Here is a 20,473-nt window from a genome sequence, read left to right as displayed (position 1 = left end):
GCCTGACTCAGCTGCCGTATGGCGGGTGCCACCCGCCGGCGTGGCCGCCGTCCAGCCCCGGCTGCGGCACCGGGTGCACCGGGGGCACCGGGGGCACCGGGCCCGGGGCGAGGGGCACGACGGGTGGTGGCGGGATCTGCGGGGTGCTGCGGCGCTGCAGGTCCACGCGTCGCGCCTGCCAGGCGACCAGGGCGTAGGCGATGGCCATGATCACGACGGAGGTCAGGACGGCGAGCGGCGAGCCCTTGGTGTCGCCGTCGATGAAGCCCTCGTCGAAGCCGCCGAGCGCGAGCGACAGCGCCATCACCAGCATGTTGTTGACGACGTGCAGGGCGATAGCCGCTTCCAGGCCGCCGGTCCGCCAGGTCAGCAGGCACGCCGTGACGGCGAACACCGCCAGGTCGGCGAAGGTCCAGGGGTCCGAGCTGCCGTGCGCCGCACCGAAGGCCAGGCAGGAGACCACCGTCGGCACCGCGAGCGCGACCCAGCGGTGGGAGAACCACGACCCGAGGCTTTGCAGCACCCATCCGCGAAAGAGCAGCTCCTCGCCCGCGCACTGCAGCGGCGTGGTGAGCAGCATGATGGCGAGCAGGGCGACCCAGTCCGCGGAGCGGCCGCCGTCCGGCAGGCCGTCGACCAGGGTCCCGACGGCGAGGTAGGCGAGCCAGAGCGGGGTGAGGACCGCCAGGCAGCGCGCGAACCAGCCCCACCGGAAGCGCCCGGTCACGGACTGCACCCACCGGGGGTTGACGGTGTGCCCGACCCAGATGGCAAAGAGCGAGACCGGGATCAGCGCCGCCAGCATGAGGTTGGTGGACAGGAAGGCCGACGGCGACATCCGGCCGGACGCCGCCGAGTCCATCCATTCCTCGAGGTCGCCACCGGACCCGACCACCACGGCGGCCGCGATCCCGGAGACGGCGATGACCACCATGAGCAGGGACGCGACCACGATGACGACCGACAGCAACGGCCGCCACCAGCGGTGCCTCGGCCCGCGCAGGAGCTGGTGGTACTCCGTCGCGCGCGGGGGCAGGTCCGGGATCCGCGGCCGTGGCGGAGCCGTGGCGTAGGGGTAGGTCATAGGCTCATTGTGACCGACCGACCCGGGTGAGACGGGCGGCGGGCCTGTCCGACCCACCACCTAGACTGGCCCGCATGCTCTCGATCGATGACCTGCGCGGTCGCGTGCTCGACGCACGCGCGCTGCGCGACGCGTTGCCCCGGGCCGAGCTCGACGTGGAGGCCGCCCTCGACGTCGTCCGTCCGATCTGCGACGACGTGCGTCATCGTGGGGCGCAGGCCCTGCTGGAGCTGGGGGAGCGCTTCGACGGGGTCCGTCCCCCGAGCCTGCGGGTCCCGGCCGAGGTGCTCGCGGCGTCCGTCGAGCGGCTCGACCCCGACGTGCGGGCCGCCCTCGAGGTCTCCATCGAGCGGGCTCGCCGGGTCCACCGCGCCCAGCGTCGCGAGGACGTCACCACCCAGGTCGTGCCGGGCGGGACGGTCACCGAGCGGTGGGTGCCGGTCGAGCGCGTGGGGCTCTACGTCCCCGGCGGTCTGGCCGTCTATCCCTCCAGCGTGGTGATGAACGTCGTGCCCGCCCAGGAGGCCGGCGTCGGCTCCCTCGCGGTGACCAGCCCGCCCCAGCGCGAGAGCTCCGGGGTGTTCGCGGGCTACCCGCACCCGACGATCCTCGCCGCGTGCGCCCTCCTCGGGGTGGACGAGGTGTATGCCGTGGGCGGGGCCCAGGCCGTCGCGATGTTCGCCTACGGCGTGGCCGCCGACGACGCGACCGGCACCCCCGCGATCGAGCCCGCCGATCTGGTCACCGGGCCGGGCAACGTCTACGTCGCCTCGGCCAAGCGGCTGCTGCAGGGCGTCATCGGCATCGACGCCGAGGCCGGGCCGACCGAGATCGCCGTGCTCGCCGACGACTCGGCCGACCCCGAGCACGTCGCGGCGGACCTGATCAGCCAGGCCGAGCACGACCCGCTCGCGGGGTCCGTGCTGGTCACCGACTCCGAGGAGCTCGCCCGGGCCGTCGTCGCGGCCGTGGAGCGGCGCGTCCCCGAGACCAAGCACGCCGAGCGGGTCCGCACCGCGCTGACCGGCACCCAGTCCGGCATCGTCCTGGTCGACGACCTCGACGAGGGGGTGCGCGTGGTCGACGCCTACGCCGCCGAGCACCTGGAGATCCAGACCCGTGACGCCGCCGCGGTTGCCGCTCGCATCCGCAACGCCGGCGCGATCTTCGTCGGCCCCTACTCGCCGGTGAGCCTCGGCGACTACGCGGCGGGATCCAACCACGTGCTGCCCACCGGAGGGTCCGCGGCCTACTCCAGCGGCCTGTCGGTCCAGTCCTTCCTGCGCGGGATCCACGTCGTCGACTACTCGGAGGCGGCGCTGCGCGACGTCGCCCGGCACGTGGTCACGCTCGCCCAGTCCGAGGACCTGCCCGGCCACGGGCAGGCGGTCACGGCGCGCTTCGGCGACGAGGTCCCGGCGCCGGCGGGGGAGCGCGCATGAGCGACAGCGCTTCTCGCGCGGCCGTCCAGATCGAGGGGCTGCTGCGCCCGGACCTGCGCGGTCGCACGGCCTACGGCGCGCCGCAGCTCGACGTCCCGGTCCAGCTCAACACCAACGAGTCCTCCTACCCCGTGCCGCAGGTCGTCGTGGACGCGGTGGCCGAGGCGGTCACCAAGGTCGTCCCCGACCTCAACCGCTATCCCGACCGCGAGTTCACCGCGCTGCGCGAGGCGCTCGCCGGCTACCTGACCCGCACGTCCGGGGTCGCGGTCGAGGCGGCGCAGGTGTGGGCCGGCAACGGCTCCAACGAGGTGCTGCTGCACCTGGTGCAGGCCTTCGGCGGCCCCGACCGCCGCGCCCTCGGCTTCACCCCGGCCTACTCCATGCATCCGATCATCACCGAGACGACCGGCACGGCCTTCGTGCACGGTCGCCGCGGCGAGGGCTTCGACGACGTGGCGCACCGGTTCGACCTGTCCACGGCGTCCGCGGTCGCGCAGGTCCGCGAGGTCGACCCGCACCTGGTCTTTCTCTGCTCGCCCAACAACCCGACCGGCACCGCCCTCGACCTCGACACGGTCGTGGCCGTCCACGACGCGGCCCCCCGCGCCGTCGTGATCGTCGACGAGGCGTATGCCGAGTTCGCCCGCCCCGGCACCCCGTCGGCCCTGACGCTGCTGGCCGGCCGTCCGCGACTCGTGGTCACCCGCACCATGAGCAAGGCCTTCGCGCTCGCCGGGGGACGTCTCGGCTACCTGGTCGCCGACCCGGCGCTGGTCGACGCGCTGCGCCTGGTCCGCATGCCCTACCACCTGTCGTCTGTCACGCAGGCCGTCGCACGGGCCGCCCTCGAGCACGCCGACCTCATGCTCGGCACCGTCGAGGCCATCAAGCAGCAGCGCGACCGCATGGTCATCGAGCTGTCCGCGATGGGCTTCACCCCCGTGGCCAGCGACGCCAACTTCGTCTTCTTCGGCAACGTCGCGGACGCCCACGGCACCTGGCAGTCCCTGCTCGACCGGGGTGTCCTCGTCCGCGACGTCGGCATCCCGCACTACCTTCGGGTGACGGCGGGCACACCGGCCGAGACCGATGCCTTCCTCGACGCCCTGCGCGAGCTCGCCCCGACCCACCGACTGGAGTCCTGATGACCGACCTGCAGGCACCGAGCACGACCCACCGCACCGCCACCGTCACGCGCGCGACGTCCGAGTCGCGCATCGAGCTCACCCTCGACCTCGACGGCACCGGCCGCGGCGACGTGTCGACCGGCGTCCGCTTCTACGACCACATGCTCGAGTCGCTCGCCAAGCACTCGCTGATGGACCTCACCGTCCGCGCGGAGGGCGACGTCGACGTCGACGCCCACCACACCGTCGAGGACGTCGCCATCTGCCTCGGCCAGGCGCTGCGCGAGGCGCTCGGCGACAAGCGCGGCATCTCCCGCTTCGGCGACGCCATGGTCCCGCTCGACGAGGCGCTCGCCCAGGCCGTCGTCGACGTCGCGGGCCGCGCCTACGTCGTGCACGAGGGCGAGCCCGCCGGCCAGGAGTACGTCATCATCGGCGGGCAGTACGTCGGCTCGCTCACGCGCCACGTCTTCGAGTCCATCGCGCACAACGCCCAGATCGCCGTGCACGTGCGCGTCCTGTCCGGCCGCGATCCCCACCACGTGGTCGAGGCGCAGATCAAGGCCTTCGCCCGCGCGCTGCGCTTCGCGTGCCAGGCCGATCCTCGGGTCCAGGGCATCCCCAGCGCCAAGGGAGCCCTCTGACGGTCATGGAGCACGGGGTGCTCCTGGTCAGGGGCCGACGCGATCGCGTGATCCGGTGGGTGCGACGCGGCACCCTGCCGGTGCACGTCCTTGCGGGCACCCCCTGGACCGCCCTCGCCGCAGCCGGCCCCAGCCGAGCCATGGCCCCCTACCGCGACGGCGTCGCCATGCTCGCAGCGCACCCCGTCCGGCACGACCTGCGCCCCGCCGTGGGGCTCTTCGTCGACGACGGCCGAGCGGTGGTCACGTGCTGGCCGAGCCGCTGGCGCGGGGGAGCGCGCTGGGTCCTGTGGACCCCGGGCGAGGGGCCCGGCCCCGTGCCCGGCTTCCCCCTGGCGCGCCCGACCGACCTCGCCCGGGCCGCGGGATTCTCCCGGGACCAGGGCGCGCCGGGCGCCATCCATGACGTGCTCGCCGACCCGGGGGGCACGGCCGAGGAGGTGCTGATCGACCTGGCGGTCCTGCTGGGGCTGCCAGGCGCCGAGCTGGTTCGCGGCGTGTCCGCCGCCGACCTGCCAGGCGCCGAGCTGGTGACGCCCAAGGACGAGTCCGTCCGACGGTTCGACAAGGTGGTGTCCGACGAGCAGCGTCTGGACGCCGAGGTGGAGGAGGGTCTGTGACCGCACCCGAGGTGGTCGTGCTCGACTACGGCAGCGGCAACGTCCGCTCGGCCGTGCGCGCTCTGGAGCGCGTGGGCGCGCACGTGACGCTGACCGCCGACGAGCGAAGCGTGCTGGACGCCGACGGGCTGTTCGTCCCCGGGGTGGGCAACTTCCACGCCTGCCTGCGGGGGCTGCGGGCGGTCGATGGTCACCGGCTCATCGACGTCCGCCTCTCCGGGTCCCGGCCCGTGCTCGGCATCTGCGTGGGCATGCAGGCGATGTTCGAGGGGTCCAGCGAGCCGTCCGTGCAGGGCGCCGTCCCCGGCCTGGACCAGTGGCCCGGCACCGTGGACCGCCTGCCGGCCGAGGTCGTGCCGCACATGGGCTGGTCCCGGGTCGAGGCGCCCGAGGGCACCGTCCTGTTCGACGGGGTCCAGGACGAGCGGTTCTACTTCGTCCACTCCTACGGCGTGCAGGACTGGACCCTCGACCCGCACGGGCCGTTCGAGGTCGTCGCCCCCCGCGTGACCTGGGCCGAGCACGGCACGCGCTTCGTGGCTGCCGTCGAGAACGGCCCCCTGTCCGCGACCCAGTTCCACCCGGAGAAGTCCGGCGACGCCGGGAAGCAGCTGCTCGCCAACTGGGTCGCCACCCTCCGCTGACCGCGCCGGGGATCACTGCGCGGCCGGCGCGTCCGAGGGGCAGGATGGCGCCATGACCCATGACGTGGCCGCCCTCCGCGCGCGCATCCCCGCCCTCGAGGAGGGCACGGCCTACTTCGACGGGCCCGGCGGCACGCAGACGCCGCGCGAGATCGGCGACGCGATCGCCGAGGCGCTGTGCGCGCCGCTGTCCAACCGCGGCACCGGCGCCGCGTCGCAGCGCAACGCCGAGCGGCACGTGGAGCAGTTCCGCACCGCGGGCGCCGACCTGCTCGGCAGCGACCCGCGCGGCGTCGTGCACGGGCGCAGCGCGACGGCCCTGACCTACGACCTGGCCCGCGCGCTCGCGGCGACCTGGCAGCCGGGCGACGAGGTCGTCGTGACGAGCCTCGACCATGACAGCAACGTCCGGCCCTGGGTCCAGGCCGCCGAGCGCGTCGGCGCCGTCATACGGTGGTGGGAGCTCGACCCGGCCACGGGAGAGCTGCCCCTCGCCGCGCTCCGCGAGGTCGTGGGGGAGCGGACGCGCCTGGTGGCCATGACCGGCGCGTCCAACCTGCTCGGCACGATCCCCGACGTGGTCGGGGCCGCCGAGATCACCCACGACGCCGGCGCCCTCCTGCACGTCGACGCCGTCCACCTCGCGGCGCACCGCCTGGTCGACCGCGAGGCCCTCGGCGCCGACTCGCTGGTGTGCTCTCCCTACAAGTTCCTCGGGCCGCACTGCGGCGTCCTCGCCGCCGACCCGGCGCTGCTGGACGAGCTGCACCCCGACAAGATGCTCCCGTCGACCGACGAGGTCCCCGAGCGCTTCGAGCTGGGCACCCTCCCCTATGAGCTGCTGGCCGGGGTCACGGCCACGGTCGACCTGATCGCGGGGCTGGCACCCGGCGACGCCCCCACCCGACGGGCCCGGCTCCGCGCCTCGTGGGAGGCGGTCCACGAGCACGAGCACCGCCTCCACCGCCTCCTCGAGGACAGCCTGGTCGAGCTGCCTCGCGTGCGTGTCCTGTCCCGCGCGCCGGAGCGCACACCCACGTCCTACCTCGTCGTCGACGGCGTGCCCGGCGACGAGGTCAGCCGCGGCCTCCTCGAGCGGGGCGTCCTTGCGCCGGCCGGGCACTTCTACGCCTACGAGGCCTGGCGGCGGCTGGGCCTCGAGCCCGACGTCGGCGTGCGGGTGGGCCTGGCGCCATACACCTCGGACGAGGACGTCCACCGGCTCGTCGAGGCGCTGGGCGCCCTGGGGCGCTGACCGTCGCGACGCGTGCCCGTCACCTGCTCGTCGCCCCGTCGTCGACCGGGCGCGACGCGCAGGTCGCGGACGGCGGCTGGGATGGGGGAGCAGACCCACCCGGACCCGACCGCGCCACAGGAGTCGCCATGCGCCGCCTCGCCACCACCGTCCTCGCCCTCGCTCTCGCCGCAGCCGCGGCCCTCCCTGCCACCGCGGCCACCGCGGGTCCCGACAGCGCGGGACCCGACCACCGCGGCAAGGGGAGGGGCCCGTCCCACGATCGCCCGCTGCCCCACGCCTCGGCCGCGCAGCTCACCGGCTGGTCGGTGCTCCCCACCGAGACCTATGTCCCCGGCAGCGAGCCGAGCGGTCGCTGGGTCACGGGCAACGCCGCCGTCCCGGCACCCTTCAAGGGCCAGCCGGTCCAGGGCTTCTCCGCGACTCACCGGTCCACGGACGGGTCCTACCTCGTGATGAGCGACAACGGCTTCGGCACCAAGGCCAACTCCGCCGACGCGCTGCTCGCGGTGCACCGCATCAAGCCCGACACCCGGACGGGGCGCACCCGCTACCTCGGCACCCCGATGCAGCTGTCCGACCCCGGCCGCCTCGTCCCGTGGCCCATCTGGCGCGACGGCGCCTGCCTCGCAGCCACGTCCCTGCCCCAGGGCTACACGTGCCCGACGCCCGACCGCCGCCTCACCGGCTGGGACTTCGACCCGGAGTCGATGCAGATCGCCCCCGACGGCACCTTCTGGTTCGGCGACGAGTTCGGCCCCTATCTCCTGCACACCGACGCGCGCGGCCGGCTGCTCCAGGCGCCCATCCCCACGCCAGGCGTGAAGTCCCCGTCCAATCCCACGCTGAAGCCGGGCGAGGCGCCGCAGGTCCCCGACTCCAAGGGCTACGAGGGCATGGCGATCAGCCCCGACGGGCTCACCCTCTACCCGCTGCTCGAGGGGGCGACGGCCGAGGACAAGGCCGCCGGGCACCCGGAGGACCTGCGCATCCACACCGTCCGCCTCGGCGGCCGTGCCGGCGCCCGCTACACCGGAGAGGTCGTGCGCTACCGCATGGAGGACCAGGCCCACGCCATCGGTGACTTCGCGATGATCAACGACCACCAGGGCATGGTCATCGAACGCGACGGCGGGGCCGGACCGACCGCGCAGGTCAAGCGCGTCTACCTCGTCGACCTGCGGGACCGCGACAACGACGGCTACGTCGAGAAGCACCTGCTGGTCGACCTCATGGACCTCGCCAACCCTCGGCAGCTGGGCGGTGCCGGCGACCCGTTCACCTTCCCGTTCGTCACGATCGAGGACGTCGAGATCCTCGACGCACGCACGATCGCCGTGATGAACGACAACAACTTCCCGGGCACCGGCGGCCGCTCGGCGACCCAGCCGGACCGCAACGAGTACCTCGAGATCCGCCTCGGTGGTCGCCTCGACGTCGACAAGCGGCTGCTGCCCACCCGGTGACCGCCCGCGGCGCCACGCCGGGCGAGCGCGATAGCGTCGGTCACGTGACTGACGCACCCCGCCTCGAGCTCCTGCCCGCCGTCGACGTCGTGGACGGCCGGGCCGTCCAGCTGGTCCAGGGAGTGGCCGGCTCCGGGGGCGAGTTCGGCGATCCCTGGGAGGCCGCCAAGGCGTGGCAGGACCAGGGCGCCGAGTGGCTCCACCTCGTCGACCTGGACGCCGCCTTCGGGCGCGGGTCCAACCACGAGCTGCTGGCGGACATCGTCGGGCGGCTGGACCTCAAGGTCGAGCTCAGCGGTGGCATCCGCGACCAGGCGAGCCTCGAGCGGGCGCTCGCGACCGGCTGCCGCCGGGTCAACATCGGCACGGCCGCGCTCGAGGACCCCGAGTGGACGCGGCGCGCGATCGCCGAGGTCGGTGACCGGGTCGCGATCGGCCTCGACGTCCGCGGCACGACCCTGGCGGCCCGCGGCTGGACCAAGGACGGCGGCGACCTGTGGGAGACGCTGGCGCGCCTGGACGCCGAGGGCTGCGCCCGCTACGTCGTCACGGACGTCAACAAGGACGGCATGATGGCGGGCGCCAACGTCGACCTGCTGCGTCAGGTCTGCGCCGCGACCGACCGCCCCGTCGTCGCCTCCGGGGGCGTCTCCACCCTCGACGACATCGTGGCCATCCGGGGTCTCGTGGCCGAGGGGGTCGAGGGCGCGATCGTCGGGTCCGCGCTCTACAAGGGCGCGTTCACGCTCCCCGAGGCCCTCGACGCGGCCGGCCGGCCGAGCTGACGGCGATGAGCGACCGAGAGCGCGACCCACGGATCGAGCGCCGTATGGCGGGCCACGACGCCTCCCACGGCCACGACACGGGTGGGGTGCCGTGGCACGACCGCGAGCTGACCGACAACCCGTTCAGCGACGACCGGGGCGAGGTCGACCCGCGGCTCGCCGCGGCGCTGGACCGCGACGTGGACGACGAGTCCCTCATGAGCGCGGTGTCGGCGGCCCGGTTCTTCGTGCCCGTCGTCGCGGCGCCGGGCGAGGGGGCGGCTGTGGGCACCGACTCCGTGGCGGACATGGCCACCGTCGTCCTGACCAGCCCCGATGGTGAGCGAGCCCTGCCGGCGTTCACCGGTCTCGCGACCCTGGCCGCATGGGATCCCTCGGCCCGACCCGTCCCCGTGACCGCTCAGACCCTCGGCCAGGCTGCCGTCCAGGAGCGCTGCGACCTGCTCGTGCTCGACCTGGGGTCGGACCAGCACCGGGTCCTGCGGCCGTCCATGGTCTACGCCCTCGCCCAGGGGCGGGCCTGGGTGCCGGCCGACCGCGACGTGGTGGTGCAGGAGTCGATCGACGGCGGTCGTCGGGTGGTGCTCGCCGAGGAGCGGCTGGCGGGTCTCGTCCAGGACGTCCGAGTCGGAGGGCTCACCCCCTCCGGCGAGCTGCGGGTCGACGTGGTCGTGCCGCGGGGGCTGGACCGCGAGACCCTGCACCTGGTGCTCGCCGAGGTGGGTCGCCAGCTGTCCGAGGACGCCGAGCTGCGGACGCGCATCGACGGTTTGACGTTCTCGGTCGTGGCGGGTCCCGGATCCGCCCAGGTTCCCCGTTAGGGTGAACCCCAGGTGTGGATGTCGCCACCCCATCACGCGGCGTAATCGCGATCGTGACGTCACGAGCCGGGCCGCGGCACGCGAAGGAGCATCGATGACGCAGCACGACGCCGCACGGCCGGCCAATCCCATCAAGGCGCGCCTGCTTGCCGGCTCCGAGCTGCTGAGGACCATCCGAGAGGACCGCCAGACCAACCTCGGGTGGCTCGAGCCCGGCTTCCACGCCCTGGCCGCCTATCGCCTCGGTCGGTGGGCCCTCGACTCCGACCACGAGCCGACCTGGAGGCGTCGCGGCGCCGAGCTGGCCTACACCGTCGGCCATCGCGTCTCGGTCAACGTCTACGGCATCGACATCCCGCGCACCGCCAGCATCGGTCGGCGCGTCGTCGTCCAGGAAGCCGCCATCGGCATCCACCCGGGATCGGTCATCGGCGACGACTGCGTGCTGCGCAAGGGCTGCACGATCGGGGGGACGACCGGCGGCGAGACCTTCGGCGACCAGGCTCCTGTCGTGGGCGACGGCGTCAGCATCGGCGTCAACGCGGTCGTGGCCGGCAAGGTCACCGTGGGCGACCATGCCGCCATCGGGCCCAACGTCGCCGTCCTGCGCGACGTCCCGCCGGCCGCCACGGTGATCGCGCCCAAGCCGCGCGTCATCCAGGGGCTGTCGAGCAACGTCGAGCGCGTCGGGGCGTCCGGGGCCTGACCCGTCATGCCGTGGTGCGACGCACCACGCCGCCGACCGCCGTCGTCAGGGCGCGCAGCGCACCCAGCTCGGTGGCCGGCACCCGCCAGGGGTCTCCGCTCCAGGCCACGAGATCGGCGGGCGCTCCCGGGCGCAGCGTCCCCGTAGGTGCCGCCAGACCGGCCGCCCGGGCCGGGGCGACGGTGAACCCGTGCACCGCCTGGTCGATCGTGAGTGTCTCGTGCGGCTCGAATCCCCCTGCGGGGTGGCCCGTCTCGGGCTCCTGACGGGTCACCGCTGCCTGGATCCCCGCCATCGGGTCGGGCTCCTCGACCGGCGCGTCGGACCCGAGCGCCACCAGGGCCCCGGCCCGTAGCAGGCTCGCCCAGGCATAGGACCGCAGGTCCCGGCCCGCCAGCAGCCGCTCCACGAGCCGGAGGTCGCTGGTGCAGTGGGTCGGCTGCATGCTCGCGACCACGTCGAGGGCCGCGAGCCGTGCCACGTCGCCCGGCCGCAGGTGCTGGGTGTGCTCGACCCGGTGGCGCACGGCCGGCGGCCCCGCGAGGCGCCGGGCCTCGGCATACGCCGTCAGCACCCGATGGTTGGCCTCGTCGCCGATGGCGTGCGTGGCGACGCCGAGGCCGGCGCGCGTCGCCCGGACGACGACGTCCACGAGGTCGGGCACGCTCATGACCTCCATCCCGTGCCCGCCGCCCGGGAACGGCTCGCCCATGTGGCACGTGTGCGACCCGAGGGCACCGTCGCTGAACACCTTGACCGGCCCCGTGGACAGCCAGGCGTCCCCGTCGCCGGTGCGGCGGCCCTCGTCGATCGCCTGGGCCAGGGCGGTCAGCGGGACGGACTTGTGGACCCGGATCGCGAGCTCGAATGCGGCTCGCAGGGTCTCGTATGCCGCCCTGGCGTCCTCGCCGTCGAAGCAGTGGACGCCGGTGAGGCCCACGGCGAGCAGGCGCTGCTGGGCCACCCGCAGCTGGTCGGTGAGGTCGCCGGAGTGGAGCGTCATGAGGTGCTCGCCGGCCTGGGTGGCGGACTCGCGCAGGATCCCCGTCGCCCGGCCCACGGCATCGCGCTCGATGGTGCCGCCGGGCGGGTCGGGGGTGTGGTCGTCGATCGAGAGCTGCTGCAGGGCAAGGGAGCTGACCCAGTGGGTGTGGCCGTCGATGGACGGCAGGATGGCCGGTCGGTCGGGGCAGACCCGGTCGAGGACGTCGCGGTCCGGCAGTCCCTCGGGCCAGTCGTTGGCGTCCCAGCGTCCACCGAAGAGCCACCGCCCGGGCTCGAGCCCCGCCACGAACCGCGCGATCTCGGCGAGCGCCTCCCGCTGGGTGGTGCAGCCCCGCAGGTCGACCGTGGTCAGGTCGCGCGCGTAGCCCGCCGTGTGGATGTGGGCGTCCACCAGGCCCGGGGTCACCGTCGCGCCACCCAGCCCGATCGTGCTGGTGATGCCGGTGGTGTGGGCGCGCAGCTCGGCCACGTCTCCTGCGGCCAGGACGTGCTCGTCCTCGGTCAGCAGCGCGGTCGCCGTGGGCCGGTCGGGGTCGAGCGTCCGGAAGGTCGCGTCGATCCACAGGGTCCGCGTCATGACGCGAACGCCGCCGCCCCGACGGCCCAGGTCTGGTCGAGGGGAGACCCCGGCGGGAACCGGTCGTCAATCTCGAGGATCGCCATGCCGTGGCACCACGCCCACAGGGCCTGGGCGCGCACGGGGTCGCCGCTGACGAGCCAGAACGGCGATCCGGCCCACTGCTCGAGGCCGTCCGGCAGGGCGTCGCGGGCGAGCGGCTCCACGGTGGCGAGGCGGTAGAGGTGGGGCGCGCTCCGCGCCAGGTCGCGGTAGGCCCGCGCGACCGAGGCGACCGAGGGGTCCTGCGCCACCGCCGCGTGCAGCCGGGTCCCGGACTCGACCAACGCGTCGGTGAGCAGGGCGACGCGGATGTCGTCCAGGCCGCCGACGTGCTTGTAGAGCGAGGGGGCCTTGATCCCCAGCTGGTCGGCCACGGCGCGGGCCGTGACCGCCGACCACCCCCCGTGGTCGAGCAGCGCTCGGGCCGCCGCGACGATCTGCGTCTGGCGGGCCGTGCGGCTCGGCACGGGGGGAGCCGGGGGGGCCGGGGGAGCGGGGGGAGGCGTGGTCACGAGGTCGACGCTAGCCGCCGGCCACGACGGACCCCCGGACCGCCTCGACGCGGCGCGCGAGGGCGTCGTTGAGGGCGGCGAACTCCTGGTCCATGCCGGCCAGCAGGCCCGACGCGAACGGCACGATGACGCCGGTGAACTCCTCCCGCTGCACGAGCCGCGTGACCCCCGGGCGCACCTCCTCCAGCACGAAGCCGTGCTCGCCGTCCGCGACCAGCGGCAGGTAGGTGCGCCCGACCCAGCGCAGCTCGCGACCGGGCTCGACGGCCAGGATCTCGGGCGTGAAGGTCATCGTGCCGTCGCCGAAGCGCACGGTGTTGGTGACGTGGCCGCCGACCTCGAAGCGGCCGTCGCTGCGGATGATCGAGGGGTTCCACTCGGGGTAGCGGTCGTTGGCGGCGAGGACCTGCCACACCTCGGCGGGCGTGGCGTGGATCTCGCTGACGGCCTCGATGACGTGCGGCCGGTGGCGGGACCAGAGGTAGGACGCCCCGGCGACCAGCACGGCGGCGAGCGCGACGGACCCGGCAACGGTGACGATCGGTCGGACGGACATGGGCTGCTCCTCTCCAGGGGCTAACGACATTAGCCGTTATTTGAGGCTAACTATGTTAGCTCCACGGTGTCAACCCCCGGCCCACCGCCCTGCCACACTGGCGCCATGACCACCGACGTGCTCGGTCGACGCTTCGCGGGCGAGGACTGCCCGCGAGCTAGTGGGCCGGCGCTACGTCGACTGCGAGATGGTCGACGTCGACCTGACCGAGGCGACCATCACGGACTGCGCGTTCGAGGGGACCCGCTTCCGCAACGTCCGGCTCAACGCGGCGCGCCTCGAGCGCACCCGGCTCACCGGCTGCACCTTCGAGCGGACCTCGTTCTTCGACGCGACCCTGGTCGGCTGCAAGCTGACCGGCTCCGAGCTCGTCGCCTGCACGCTGCTGCCGCTCACGGTCGAGGGCGGCGACTGGTCCTACGTCTCGCTGCGGCAGGCCGACCTGCGCCGGGTCGAGCTGACCGGGCTCAACCTCGAGGAGGCCGACCTCACCGAGGCGGACCTGACCGGCGCCTCGCTCCACTCCTGCCTTATGGCGCGCGCCGTGCTCCGGGGCGCCCTCCTGCGAGGCGCCTCCCTCGTCGGCAGCGACCTGGCGGGGGTGCGGCTCGACGAGGTCGACCTGCGCGGCGTGACGATCGACCTGGCGCAGGCGGCCCTGGTCGCGCAGTCCCGTGGCGCCACGGTCGTGTGAGGTGGCGTCGGGTCTGAGGTCCGCGCCGAGGGCGGCTAGCGCAGCCGCCGGGCGGGGTCGGGCGCCTCGCGCGCTCGGGGTGCCTCGGGTCCGTCGCGACGACCGTCCTCAGGCCTCGACCGGCCGCCCGCTGACCTCCGAGCCCGGGTCCTGGGCCACCCAGTCGCGCACCTCGGGCATGTCCTGCAGGTGCTCGCGGATGTACTCCTCGTGCCGGTCCAGCTGCGCCTCGCACCAGGCCTTGAGCTCGGCGGAGCCGCGCGGGTGCCGCTGGGAGTTGTTGAGCGCGTCCATCACGAGGTGGTATCGCGACGCCTGGTTGCGCACGACCATGTCGAACGGCGTGGTGGTCGTGCCCTGCTCGATGAACCCGCGCACGTGGAACCTGTCGGCGTCGTTGCGGCCGTGCACGAGCTGGTGGATGGCCCCCGGGTAGCCGTGGAAGCTGAAGACCACGTCCTGCCAGGTGGTGAACAGCTCCTCGAAGAACATGTCCGACATCCCGTTGGGGTGGTCCTTGCGCCGCGCCAGCGTCATGAGGTTGACGACGTTGACGACGCGCACCGACAGCTCGGGCAGCCGCTCGCGCAGGATCTGCGCGGCGGCGACCGTCTCCATGGTGACGACGTCGCCGGCGCAGGCGAGCACGACGTCCGGCTCCTCGCGCGAGTCGAGCTCGTTGCCCGCCCAGTCCCAGATCGAGGCGCCGCGCTCGCAGTGCTCCCGGGCCTCGTCGAGGGTGAGGTACTGCAGCTGCGGCTGCTTGTCCTGCACGATCAGGTTGACGTGCGACCGCGAGCGGAAGCAGTGGTCCGAGACGGCCAGGAGGGTGTTGGCGTCGGCGGGCAGATAGATCCGGGCGACGTCCCCGCGCATCTGCAGGACGTTCTGGATCAGGCCGGGTCCCTGGTGGCTGAAGCCGTTGTGGTCGTTGCGCCACGCGGTCGAGCTCAGCAGGATGTTGAGGCTGGGGATGTCGGCCCGCCAGTCCAGGTGGTGCGCCTCCTCGAGCCACTTGCAGTGCTGGATCGTCTGCGAGGCGCTGACCATCGCGAACGCCTCATAGGTCGCGAAGAGCCCGTGCCGCCCGGTGAGCGTGTAGCCCTCCAGCCACCCGTGGCAGTTGTGCTCGGACAGCACCTCCATCACGCGCCCGTCGGCCGAGAGCTTCACGTCGTCCTCGGTGACCCGCTCCATCGTCATCCGGTCCGAGACGTCGAAGACGGCGCCGATCCGGTTGCTGTTGGTCTCGTCGGGGCAGAACAGCCGGAACGTGCGGGGGTTGCGCTCGTAGAGCGCCTTCATGAGCTCGCCGAGGACCCGCGTCGACTCGTGCCGCACGACCGCGGGCGCCGGCACGTCGATCTCGAAGTCGCGCACGTCGGGCAGGTCCAGGTCCTGCGTGAGCAGGCCGCCGTTGGCGTGGGGGCTCGCGCTCATCCGCAGCGGCCCCGCGGGGTTGTTGCGCGTCACCAGCTCCGTGGGCGCCCCAGCCTCGTCGAAGAGCTCCTCGGGGCGATAGCTGCGCAGCCACTCCTCGAGCAGCCGCAGGTGGTCCGGGTCGTCCTTGACTCCGGACAGCGGCACCTGGTGGGCCCGCCAGGTGCCCTCGATCAGCGTGCCGTCGACCTCGTGCGGACCGGTCCAGCCCTTGGGGGAGCGCAGGACGATCATGGGCCAGCGCGGCCTGGTCGTCGGGGCCTCTCCCGCGCGCGCCCGGTCCTGGATGTCCCTGATCAGGCCGTATGCCGTCGCCAACGTCTCGGCGAACCGCTGGTGCATGCCGGGGAGGTCGTCGCCCTCGACCTCCAGGACCTCGTAGCCGTGCCCACGGAAGAGCTGCCTGACCTCCTCCGGGTCCTTGCGGGCGAGCACCGTCGGGCCGGCGATCTTGGCGCCGTTGAGGTGCAGGACCGGCAGCACGGCGCCGTCCCGGGCGGGATTGAGGAAGGAGATGCCCTTCCAGGAGCCCTCGAGCGGACCGGTCTCGGCCTCGCCGTCACCGACGACCGTCAGCGCCACCAGGTCCGGGTTGTCCATGACCGCGCCGAACGCGTGGATGAGGGCGTAGCCGAGCTCTCCACCCTCGTGGATCGAGCCCGGCGTCGTCACGGAGGCGTGCGAGGGGATGCCGCCGGGAGCGGAGAACTGCCGGAAGAACCGCCGCAGCCCGTCGACGTCCTGCGTGATCTCCGGGAAGGTCTCGGTGTACTCGCCCTCGAGGTAGGCGGCGCCCACGAGCGCGGGACCACCGTGGCCGGGGCCGGCGAGGTAGATCAGCTGCTGGCCGGTGTGCCGCACGAGCCGGGACGCGTGGGCGTAGACGAACGCGAGCCCGGGGGAGGTGCCCCAGTGACCGAGGAGCCGCGGCTTGATGTGCTCGGGGGAGAGCGGCTCCCGCAGCAGGGGATTGGCCTGGAGGTAGATCTGGCCCACCGTGAGGTAGTTGTCGGCGCGCCACCAGGCGTCCAGGGCGGCGAGCTCAGCCTCGTCCGGGTGGGCGAGCCGGTCGCGGACCTCCTCCGTCAGCGGGGCGGCGGGGGTGAGCTCGGGGCATACCCCCGGGCTCGGCTGGGTCGGGTGGGTCGTCATCGTCTCTCGTCCTCCTCGTAGCGTCGCTCCGTCCACCCTCTGCCCGGCCACCAGCGGCAGGCAAGGCGGGACGGCTCCCGTCACGCGATGTTCACATGGGCGGGTTCTCGCTCCCGGCGACCCTCGCCCGCCCGCGATTAGGGTCGGTGCGGCCCACCTGGTAGCCTTGATCCCTGACCGGTGGCACCCTCGTGGATGCCACGTGCAAGAGAAGCCCCGCTTCCACCCAGGCAGCCGACCGATCGACGCCAGTCGAGCAGCAGGCAGCCGGGTCCCAGGTCCTGTCGCAGGTGCGGCAGTCGTCGAGGTGTCCTCGTCGACCGTCGGTGCGTCTCCCACCAGGGTGACGTCCTGCCCAGGTGTCTGTGCGGAAACCCAAGGCTCCTCGTGCTGGTCGCGAGGGGCCTTTCGGCATCTCCGGCCGCGGTCCCGGTACGGACGACTTAAGGAGCATCACATCAGCGAGCCTCGTATCAATGAGCGCATCCGGGTCCCCGAGGTGCGCTTGGTTGGACCCAACGGCGAGCAGGTCGGCATCGTCCGCGTGGAGGATGCCCTGCGCCTGGCAGCCGAGGCGGACCTCGACCTCGTCGAGGTGGCACCCATGGCCAAGCCTCCGGTCGCCAAGCTCATGGACTTCGGCAAGTTCAAGTACGAAGCGGCGCAGAAGGCCCGTGAAGCCCGCAAGAACCAGGTCAACACGGTCATCAAGGAGATCAAGCTCCGTCCCAAGATCGACCCGCACGACTACGGCACCAAGAAGGGCCACGTCGTCCGGTTCCTCAACGGCGGTGACAAGGTCAAGGTGACCATCATGTTCCGCGGTCGCGAGCAGTCCAAGCCCGAGCTGGGCTTCCGGCTGCTGCAGCGCCTCGCGGAGGACGTGTCCGAGCTCGGCTTCGTCGAGTCCGCACCCAAGCAGGACGGCCGCAACATGGTCATGGTGCTGGGCCCGACCAAGAAGAAGGCGGACGCCAAGGCGGAGCAGCGCAAGCGCCGCGAGGACGCCTCCCGCCACGACGACGAGCCGCACGAGGCCGAGGCTCAGGCGCCCGTGGCCGAGGTCGCAGAGGCTGCCCGTCCTGAGTGAGGCGCCTCGCCTCCACCCATCTTTTTTCCCCGCCCGCACAACGAGTTAGAGGAGATCGGCCACCATGCCGAAGAACAAGACGCACTCCGGTGCCAAGAAGCGGTTCCGCCTGACCGGCTCCGGCAAGGTCATGCGCGAGCGTGCGCACCACGTGCACAAGTTCGAGGAGCGCGCCAAGCGTCAGACGCGCCGCCTGGTGCCTGACGTCGTCGTCGCCAAGGCCGACGAGAAGAAGATCAAGCGTCTCCTGGGCAAGTGAGCCCCTTTCCCCTGTTCAGTCTTAGCTAAGGAGTACTCACGTGGCACGCGTGAAGCGGGCAGTCAACGCCCAGAAGAAGCGCCGGGTCGTCCTCGAGCGCGCGAGCGGTTACCGCGGTCAGCGGTCCCGTCTCTACCGCAAGGCCAAGGAGCAGGTGACCCACTCCCTCGGGTACGCCTACCGCGACCGCCGCGCCCGCAAGGGTGACTTCCGTCGTCTGTGGATCCAGCGCATCAACGCCGCGGCCCGCGCCAACGGTATGACCTACAACCGCTTCGTCCAGGGCCTCAAGGCCGCTGGCGTCGAGGTCGACCGTCGCATGCTGGCCGAGCTGGCCGTCAACGACGCCGCTGCGTTCACCGCGCTCGTCGAGATCGCCAAGGCCAACGTCCCGGCCCAGGCCGCGACCGACGCCGCCTGATCCGCCCGGATCCTGCGACAGCACCCGCTCGTATGCCGTCCTCCGGGCCTGACGAGCTCCGCTCCCGTGGGGGCGACCACCACCGTGGTCGCCCCCACGGGCATGTCGTGCTGAGCAACGTGCGGTCCGAGCGGGTCAGAGCCGTGCGGGCGCTCACCCGCCGGTCGGTGCGCGAGCGGGAGCAGGCCTTCCTCGCCGAGGGCCCGCAGGCCGTGCGGGAGGCCGTGGCCCACCGCCCGGACGTCGTCCGCGAGGTCTACGCGACGGCCACCGCCCGCGAGCGGCACGAGCAGATCCTCCAGGACGCCGGTGACGCCGGCCTGCCCGTCCACGAGGTCACCGACGAGGTGCTCGCGGCGATGGGCGACACCCGGGCCCCGCAGGGGATGGTGGCCGTCTGCCGCCGGCTCGACGTCTCGCTCGACTCGGTCCTGGCCGAAGGGCCGCGCCTGCTGTGCGTCCTCACCCACGTGCGCGACCCCGGCAACGCAGGCACCGTCCTGCGCGGCGCGGACGCGGTGGGGGCCGACGCCGTCGTCGTGAGCGAGGCCAGCGTCGACGTCTACAACCCCAAGGTGGTCCGGTCCACGGTGGGCTCGTTGTTCCACCTGCCCGTCGTGACGGGGGTGGACGTGGCGGAGGCCCTCGAGGCGGTGCGGGGGAGCGGCATACGGCTGATCGCCGCCGACGGGCACGGGGACCAGCTGCTGACCGATGCCGCGGTCGAGGCGAGGCTCGCCCGGCCGCACGCCTGGGTGATGGGCAACGAGGCCTGGGGGATGCCCCCGCAGACGCGCGCCCTGTGCGACGACGTGGTGCGGGTCCCCATCCACGGGCACGCCGAGTCGCTCAACCTCGCCATGGCTGCAACGGTTTGCCTCTACTCCTCGGCGCGGATGCTCCACCCAAGCACAGCCCACTAGGCCGTTCGGGTGGAGAGCTGTCACGCGCTGACTATGGTTCTCCCATGACCACGGAGATCGCGCGACGGGATGACTCGCGCCCCGCGGAGCCCCGGATCGGTGACTGCCGGTGCGGCTGCGACCTCGACGCGCTGCCCGACGGAGTCGTCGTGGTCGACGCCGACGGCCGGGTGCTGTCCTTCAACACCCGGGCCGCGAGCCTCCTCGGCGCCTCGGCCGGCACGCTGGCCGGCGTGGATGCCCGCCAGGCCGTGCCGCTGCAGGACCTCGAGGGGCGCAGCTGGTGGACCTGCGCCGACCCCTTCGGCGGACTGGTGACGCGGACCCGCATCTCGGAGTCACTGCTCGTGCTCCCCGGCGGGCACGAGGTCTTCCTGACGGCCTCGCTGGTGCGCTTCGTGCCCCGGGGCCCGGTGCAGCAGGTGATCATCACGCTGCGCGACGCCAAGGCCCGGCGTCGGGCCGAGCAGAAGTCCTCCGCGCTCATCTCCACCGTGGCGCACGAGCTGCGGTCCCCGCTGACGAGCGTCAAGGGGTTCACCTCCACGCTGCTGCGCCGCTGGGACCGCTTCTCCGACGACCAGAAGCGCCTCATGCTCGAGACGATCGAGGCCGACACCGACCGCATCACCCGCCTCGTGGCCGAGCTGCTGGACGTCTCCCGCATCGACAGCGGCCGGCTCGAGCTGAGGCGCCAGCCGGTGGACCTCCCGCGCCTGCTCGACCGTCACGTCGACGGGCTGATCGCGGCCGGCCACCCGCACGAGAGGTTCGAGGTCCGGGTCCACGGGACCCTCCCGGAGGTCTGGGCAGACCCCGACCGCGTCGAGCAGGTGATGGCCAACCTCGTGGAGAACGCCCTTCGCCACGGCGCCGGCACGGTCACCGTCGACCTCGCCCCCGGCGAGGAGCGTCCCGAGCTGGTCGTCACGGTGTCGGACGAGGGCGACGGCATCCCGGAGGAGAACTACCCCATGGTGTTCACGAGGTTCTGGCACACGACCCGCCGCGGCGGCACCGGCCTCGGGCTCTACGTGGTGCGCGGCCTGGTCGAGGCGCACGGCGGGGACATCACCGTGGGCCGGGCGCCCTCCGGTGGCGCGCGGTTCCGATTCACCCTGCCCGCCGGGGCACCCGACCACGTGGCCTGAGCCGTCGGGGCGAGCCTCGGCAGCGGCCCACTAGGATGGCCGCCGCAGCCACCG

Annotated in this window: 21 protein-coding genes; 16 read left to right on the top strand and 5 right to left on the bottom strand. The window is 73.1% G+C overall.

The window, feature by feature from the left end:
• Positions 1–7 precede the first annotated feature (7 nt).
• Positions 8–1,084, bottom strand: a complete 1,077-nt coding sequence (locus ACF3NS_RS13665; RefSeq protein ID WP_392466673.1) for a CPBP family intramembrane glutamic endopeptidase — start codon at positions 1,082–1,084, stop codon at positions 8–10.
• Positions 1,085–1,158: 74 nt separating this feature from the next.
• Between ACF3NS_RS13665 and hisD the strand changes: the two genes are divergently transcribed.
• From hisD to ACF3NS_RS13615, 10 genes are all read left to right on the top strand, one after another.
• Complete coding sequence (gene hisD, locus ACF3NS_RS13660) at positions 1,159–2,526, top strand: histidinol dehydrogenase (RefSeq protein ID WP_392466670.1); 1,368 nt, start codon at positions 1,159–1,161, stop codon at positions 2,524–2,526.
• On the top strand, positions 2,523–3,674 hold the full coding sequence (locus tag ACF3NS_RS13655) for a histidinol-phosphate transaminase (RefSeq protein WP_239264863.1): 1,152 nt from the start codon (positions 2,523–2,525) through the stop codon (positions 3,672–3,674). The genes hisD and ACF3NS_RS13655 overlap by 4 nt, the downstream gene beginning before the upstream one ends.
• Positions 3,674–4,300: an imidazoleglycerol-phosphate dehydratase HisB gene (gene hisB / locus ACF3NS_RS13650; protein WP_288797689.1), complete on the top strand. Its 627-nt coding sequence runs from the start codon at positions 3,674–3,676 to the stop codon at positions 4,298–4,300. The genes ACF3NS_RS13655 and hisB overlap by 1 nt, the downstream gene beginning before the upstream one ends.
• A 59-nt stretch (positions 4,301–4,359) precedes the next feature.
• Positions 4,360–4,920: a hypothetical protein gene (locus ACF3NS_RS13645; RefSeq protein ID WP_154593048.1), complete on the top strand. Its 561-nt coding sequence runs from the start codon at positions 4,360–4,362 to the stop codon at positions 4,918–4,920.
• On the top strand, positions 4,917–5,564 hold the full coding sequence (hisH, locus tag ACF3NS_RS13640; protein WP_392466665.1) for an imidazole glycerol phosphate synthase subunit HisH: 648 nt from the start codon (positions 4,917–4,919) through the stop codon (positions 5,562–5,564). Before ACF3NS_RS13645 ends, hisH begins: the two co-directional genes overlap by 4 nt.
• Positions 5,565–5,616: 52 nt before the next feature.
• A complete protein-coding gene (locus tag ACF3NS_RS13635) occupies positions 5,617–6,819 on the top strand; it encodes a cysteine desulfurase-like protein (protein ID WP_392466663.1) in 1,203 nt (400 codons plus the stop codon).
• Between the two features lie 128 nt (positions 6,820–6,947).
• Positions 6,948–8,285 carry an esterase-like activity of phytase family protein gene (locus ACF3NS_RS13630; RefSeq protein WP_392466660.1) on the top strand — a complete coding sequence of 446 codons (1,338 nt, stop codon included), beginning with the start codon at positions 6,948–6,950 and terminating at the stop codon, positions 8,283–8,285.
• Positions 8,286–8,329: 44 nt separating this feature from the next.
• Positions 8,330–9,070: a bifunctional 1-(5-phosphoribosyl)-5-((5-phosphoribosylamino)methylideneamino)imidazole-4-carboxamide isomerase/phosphoribosylanthranilate isomerase PriA gene (gene priA, locus ACF3NS_RS13625; protein ID WP_029211419.1), complete on the top strand. Its 741-nt coding sequence runs from the start codon at positions 8,330–8,332 to the stop codon at positions 9,068–9,070.
• A 5-nt stretch (positions 9,071–9,075) separates the two neighbouring features.
• Positions 9,076–9,891: an SseB family protein gene (locus tag ACF3NS_RS13620; protein ID WP_239264879.1), complete on the top strand. Its 816-nt coding sequence runs from the start codon at positions 9,076–9,078 to the stop codon at positions 9,889–9,891.
• Positions 9,892–9,985: 94 nt separating this feature from the next.
• Positions 9,986–10,597: a serine O-acetyltransferase gene (locus ACF3NS_RS13615; RefSeq protein WP_392466656.1), complete on the top strand. Its 612-nt coding sequence runs from the start codon at positions 9,986–9,988 to the stop codon at positions 10,595–10,597.
• Between the two features lie 4 nt (positions 10,598–10,601).
• Here ACF3NS_RS13615 and ACF3NS_RS13610 read toward each other — a convergent pair whose 3' ends face one another.
• From ACF3NS_RS13610 to ACF3NS_RS13600, 3 genes are read right to left on the bottom strand one after another with little or no spacing between them, the layout of a single operon-like run.
• Positions 10,602–12,179, bottom strand: a complete 1,578-nt coding sequence (locus ACF3NS_RS13610; protein ID WP_392466654.1) for an amidohydrolase — start codon at positions 12,177–12,179, stop codon at positions 10,602–10,604.
• A complete protein-coding gene (locus ACF3NS_RS13605) occupies positions 12,176–12,688 on the bottom strand; it encodes a TetR/AcrR family transcriptional regulator (protein WP_392466652.1) in 513 nt (170 codons plus the stop codon). Before ACF3NS_RS13605 ends, ACF3NS_RS13610 begins: the two co-directional genes overlap by 4 nt.
• A 55-nt stretch (positions 12,689–12,743) precedes the next feature.
• Positions 12,744–13,289 carry an SRPBCC domain-containing protein gene (locus ACF3NS_RS13600; RefSeq protein WP_239265818.1) on the bottom strand — a complete coding sequence of 182 codons (546 nt, stop codon included), beginning with the start codon at positions 13,287–13,289 and terminating at the stop codon, positions 12,744–12,746.
• 187 nt (positions 13,290–13,476) lie between these two features.
• On the opposite strand from ACF3NS_RS13600, the gene ACF3NS_RS13595 reads away from it, so the two are divergent.
• A complete protein-coding gene (locus ACF3NS_RS13595) occupies positions 13,477–13,983 on the top strand; it encodes a pentapeptide repeat-containing protein (RefSeq protein WP_392466649.1) in 507 nt (168 codons plus the stop codon).
• 108 nt (positions 13,984–14,091) lie between these two features.
• Here ACF3NS_RS13595 and ACF3NS_RS13590 read toward each other — a convergent pair whose 3' ends face one another.
• Positions 14,092–16,575: a phosphoketolase gene (locus tag ACF3NS_RS13590; RefSeq protein WP_154593056.1), complete on the bottom strand. Its 2,484-nt coding sequence runs from the start codon at positions 16,573–16,575 to the stop codon at positions 14,092–14,094.
• A gap of 457 nt (positions 16,576–17,032) precedes the next feature.
• Between ACF3NS_RS13590 and infC the strand changes: the two genes are divergently transcribed.
• The 5 genes from infC (at position 17,033) to ACF3NS_RS13565 (ending at position 20,419) form a co-directional block, all read left to right on the top strand.
• Positions 17,033–17,665 carry a translation initiation factor IF-3 gene (infC, locus tag ACF3NS_RS13585; protein WP_289032440.1) on the top strand — a complete coding sequence of 211 codons (633 nt, stop codon included), beginning with the start codon at positions 17,033–17,035 and terminating at the stop codon, positions 17,663–17,665.
• 64 nt (positions 17,666–17,729) lie between these two features.
• Positions 17,730–17,924 carry a 50S ribosomal protein L35 gene (rpmI, locus tag ACF3NS_RS13580; protein ID WP_019287233.1) on the top strand — a complete coding sequence of 65 codons (195 nt, stop codon included), beginning with the start codon at positions 17,730–17,732 and terminating at the stop codon, positions 17,922–17,924.
• 40 nt (positions 17,925–17,964) lie between these two features.
• Positions 17,965–18,345, top strand: a complete 381-nt coding sequence (gene rplT / locus ACF3NS_RS13575; protein WP_311966494.1) for a 50S ribosomal protein L20 — start codon at positions 17,965–17,967, stop codon at positions 18,343–18,345.
• A 107-nt stretch (positions 18,346–18,452) separates the two neighbouring features.
• Entirely contained in the window at positions 18,453–19,268 is an 816-nt protein-coding gene (locus ACF3NS_RS13570) for a TrmH family RNA methyltransferase (RefSeq protein WP_392466646.1), read from the top strand.
• A gap of 44 nt (positions 19,269–19,312) precedes the next feature.
• Positions 19,313–20,419 carry an ATP-binding protein gene (locus ACF3NS_RS13565; RefSeq protein WP_392466643.1) on the top strand — a complete coding sequence of 369 codons (1,107 nt, stop codon included), beginning with the start codon at positions 19,313–19,315 and terminating at the stop codon, positions 20,417–20,419.
• The last annotated feature ends 54 nt before the right edge of the window (positions 20,420–20,473 follow it).

Origin of the sequence: Arsenicicoccus cauae, assembly GCF_043162025.1 — a bacterium.
In the GTDB taxonomy this organism is placed as follows: Bacteria; Actinomycetota; Actinomycetes; order Actinomycetales; family Dermatophilaceae; genus Arsenicicoccus; species Arsenicicoccus cauae.
This window is presented reverse-complemented; position numbering and strand designations above follow the sequence as displayed.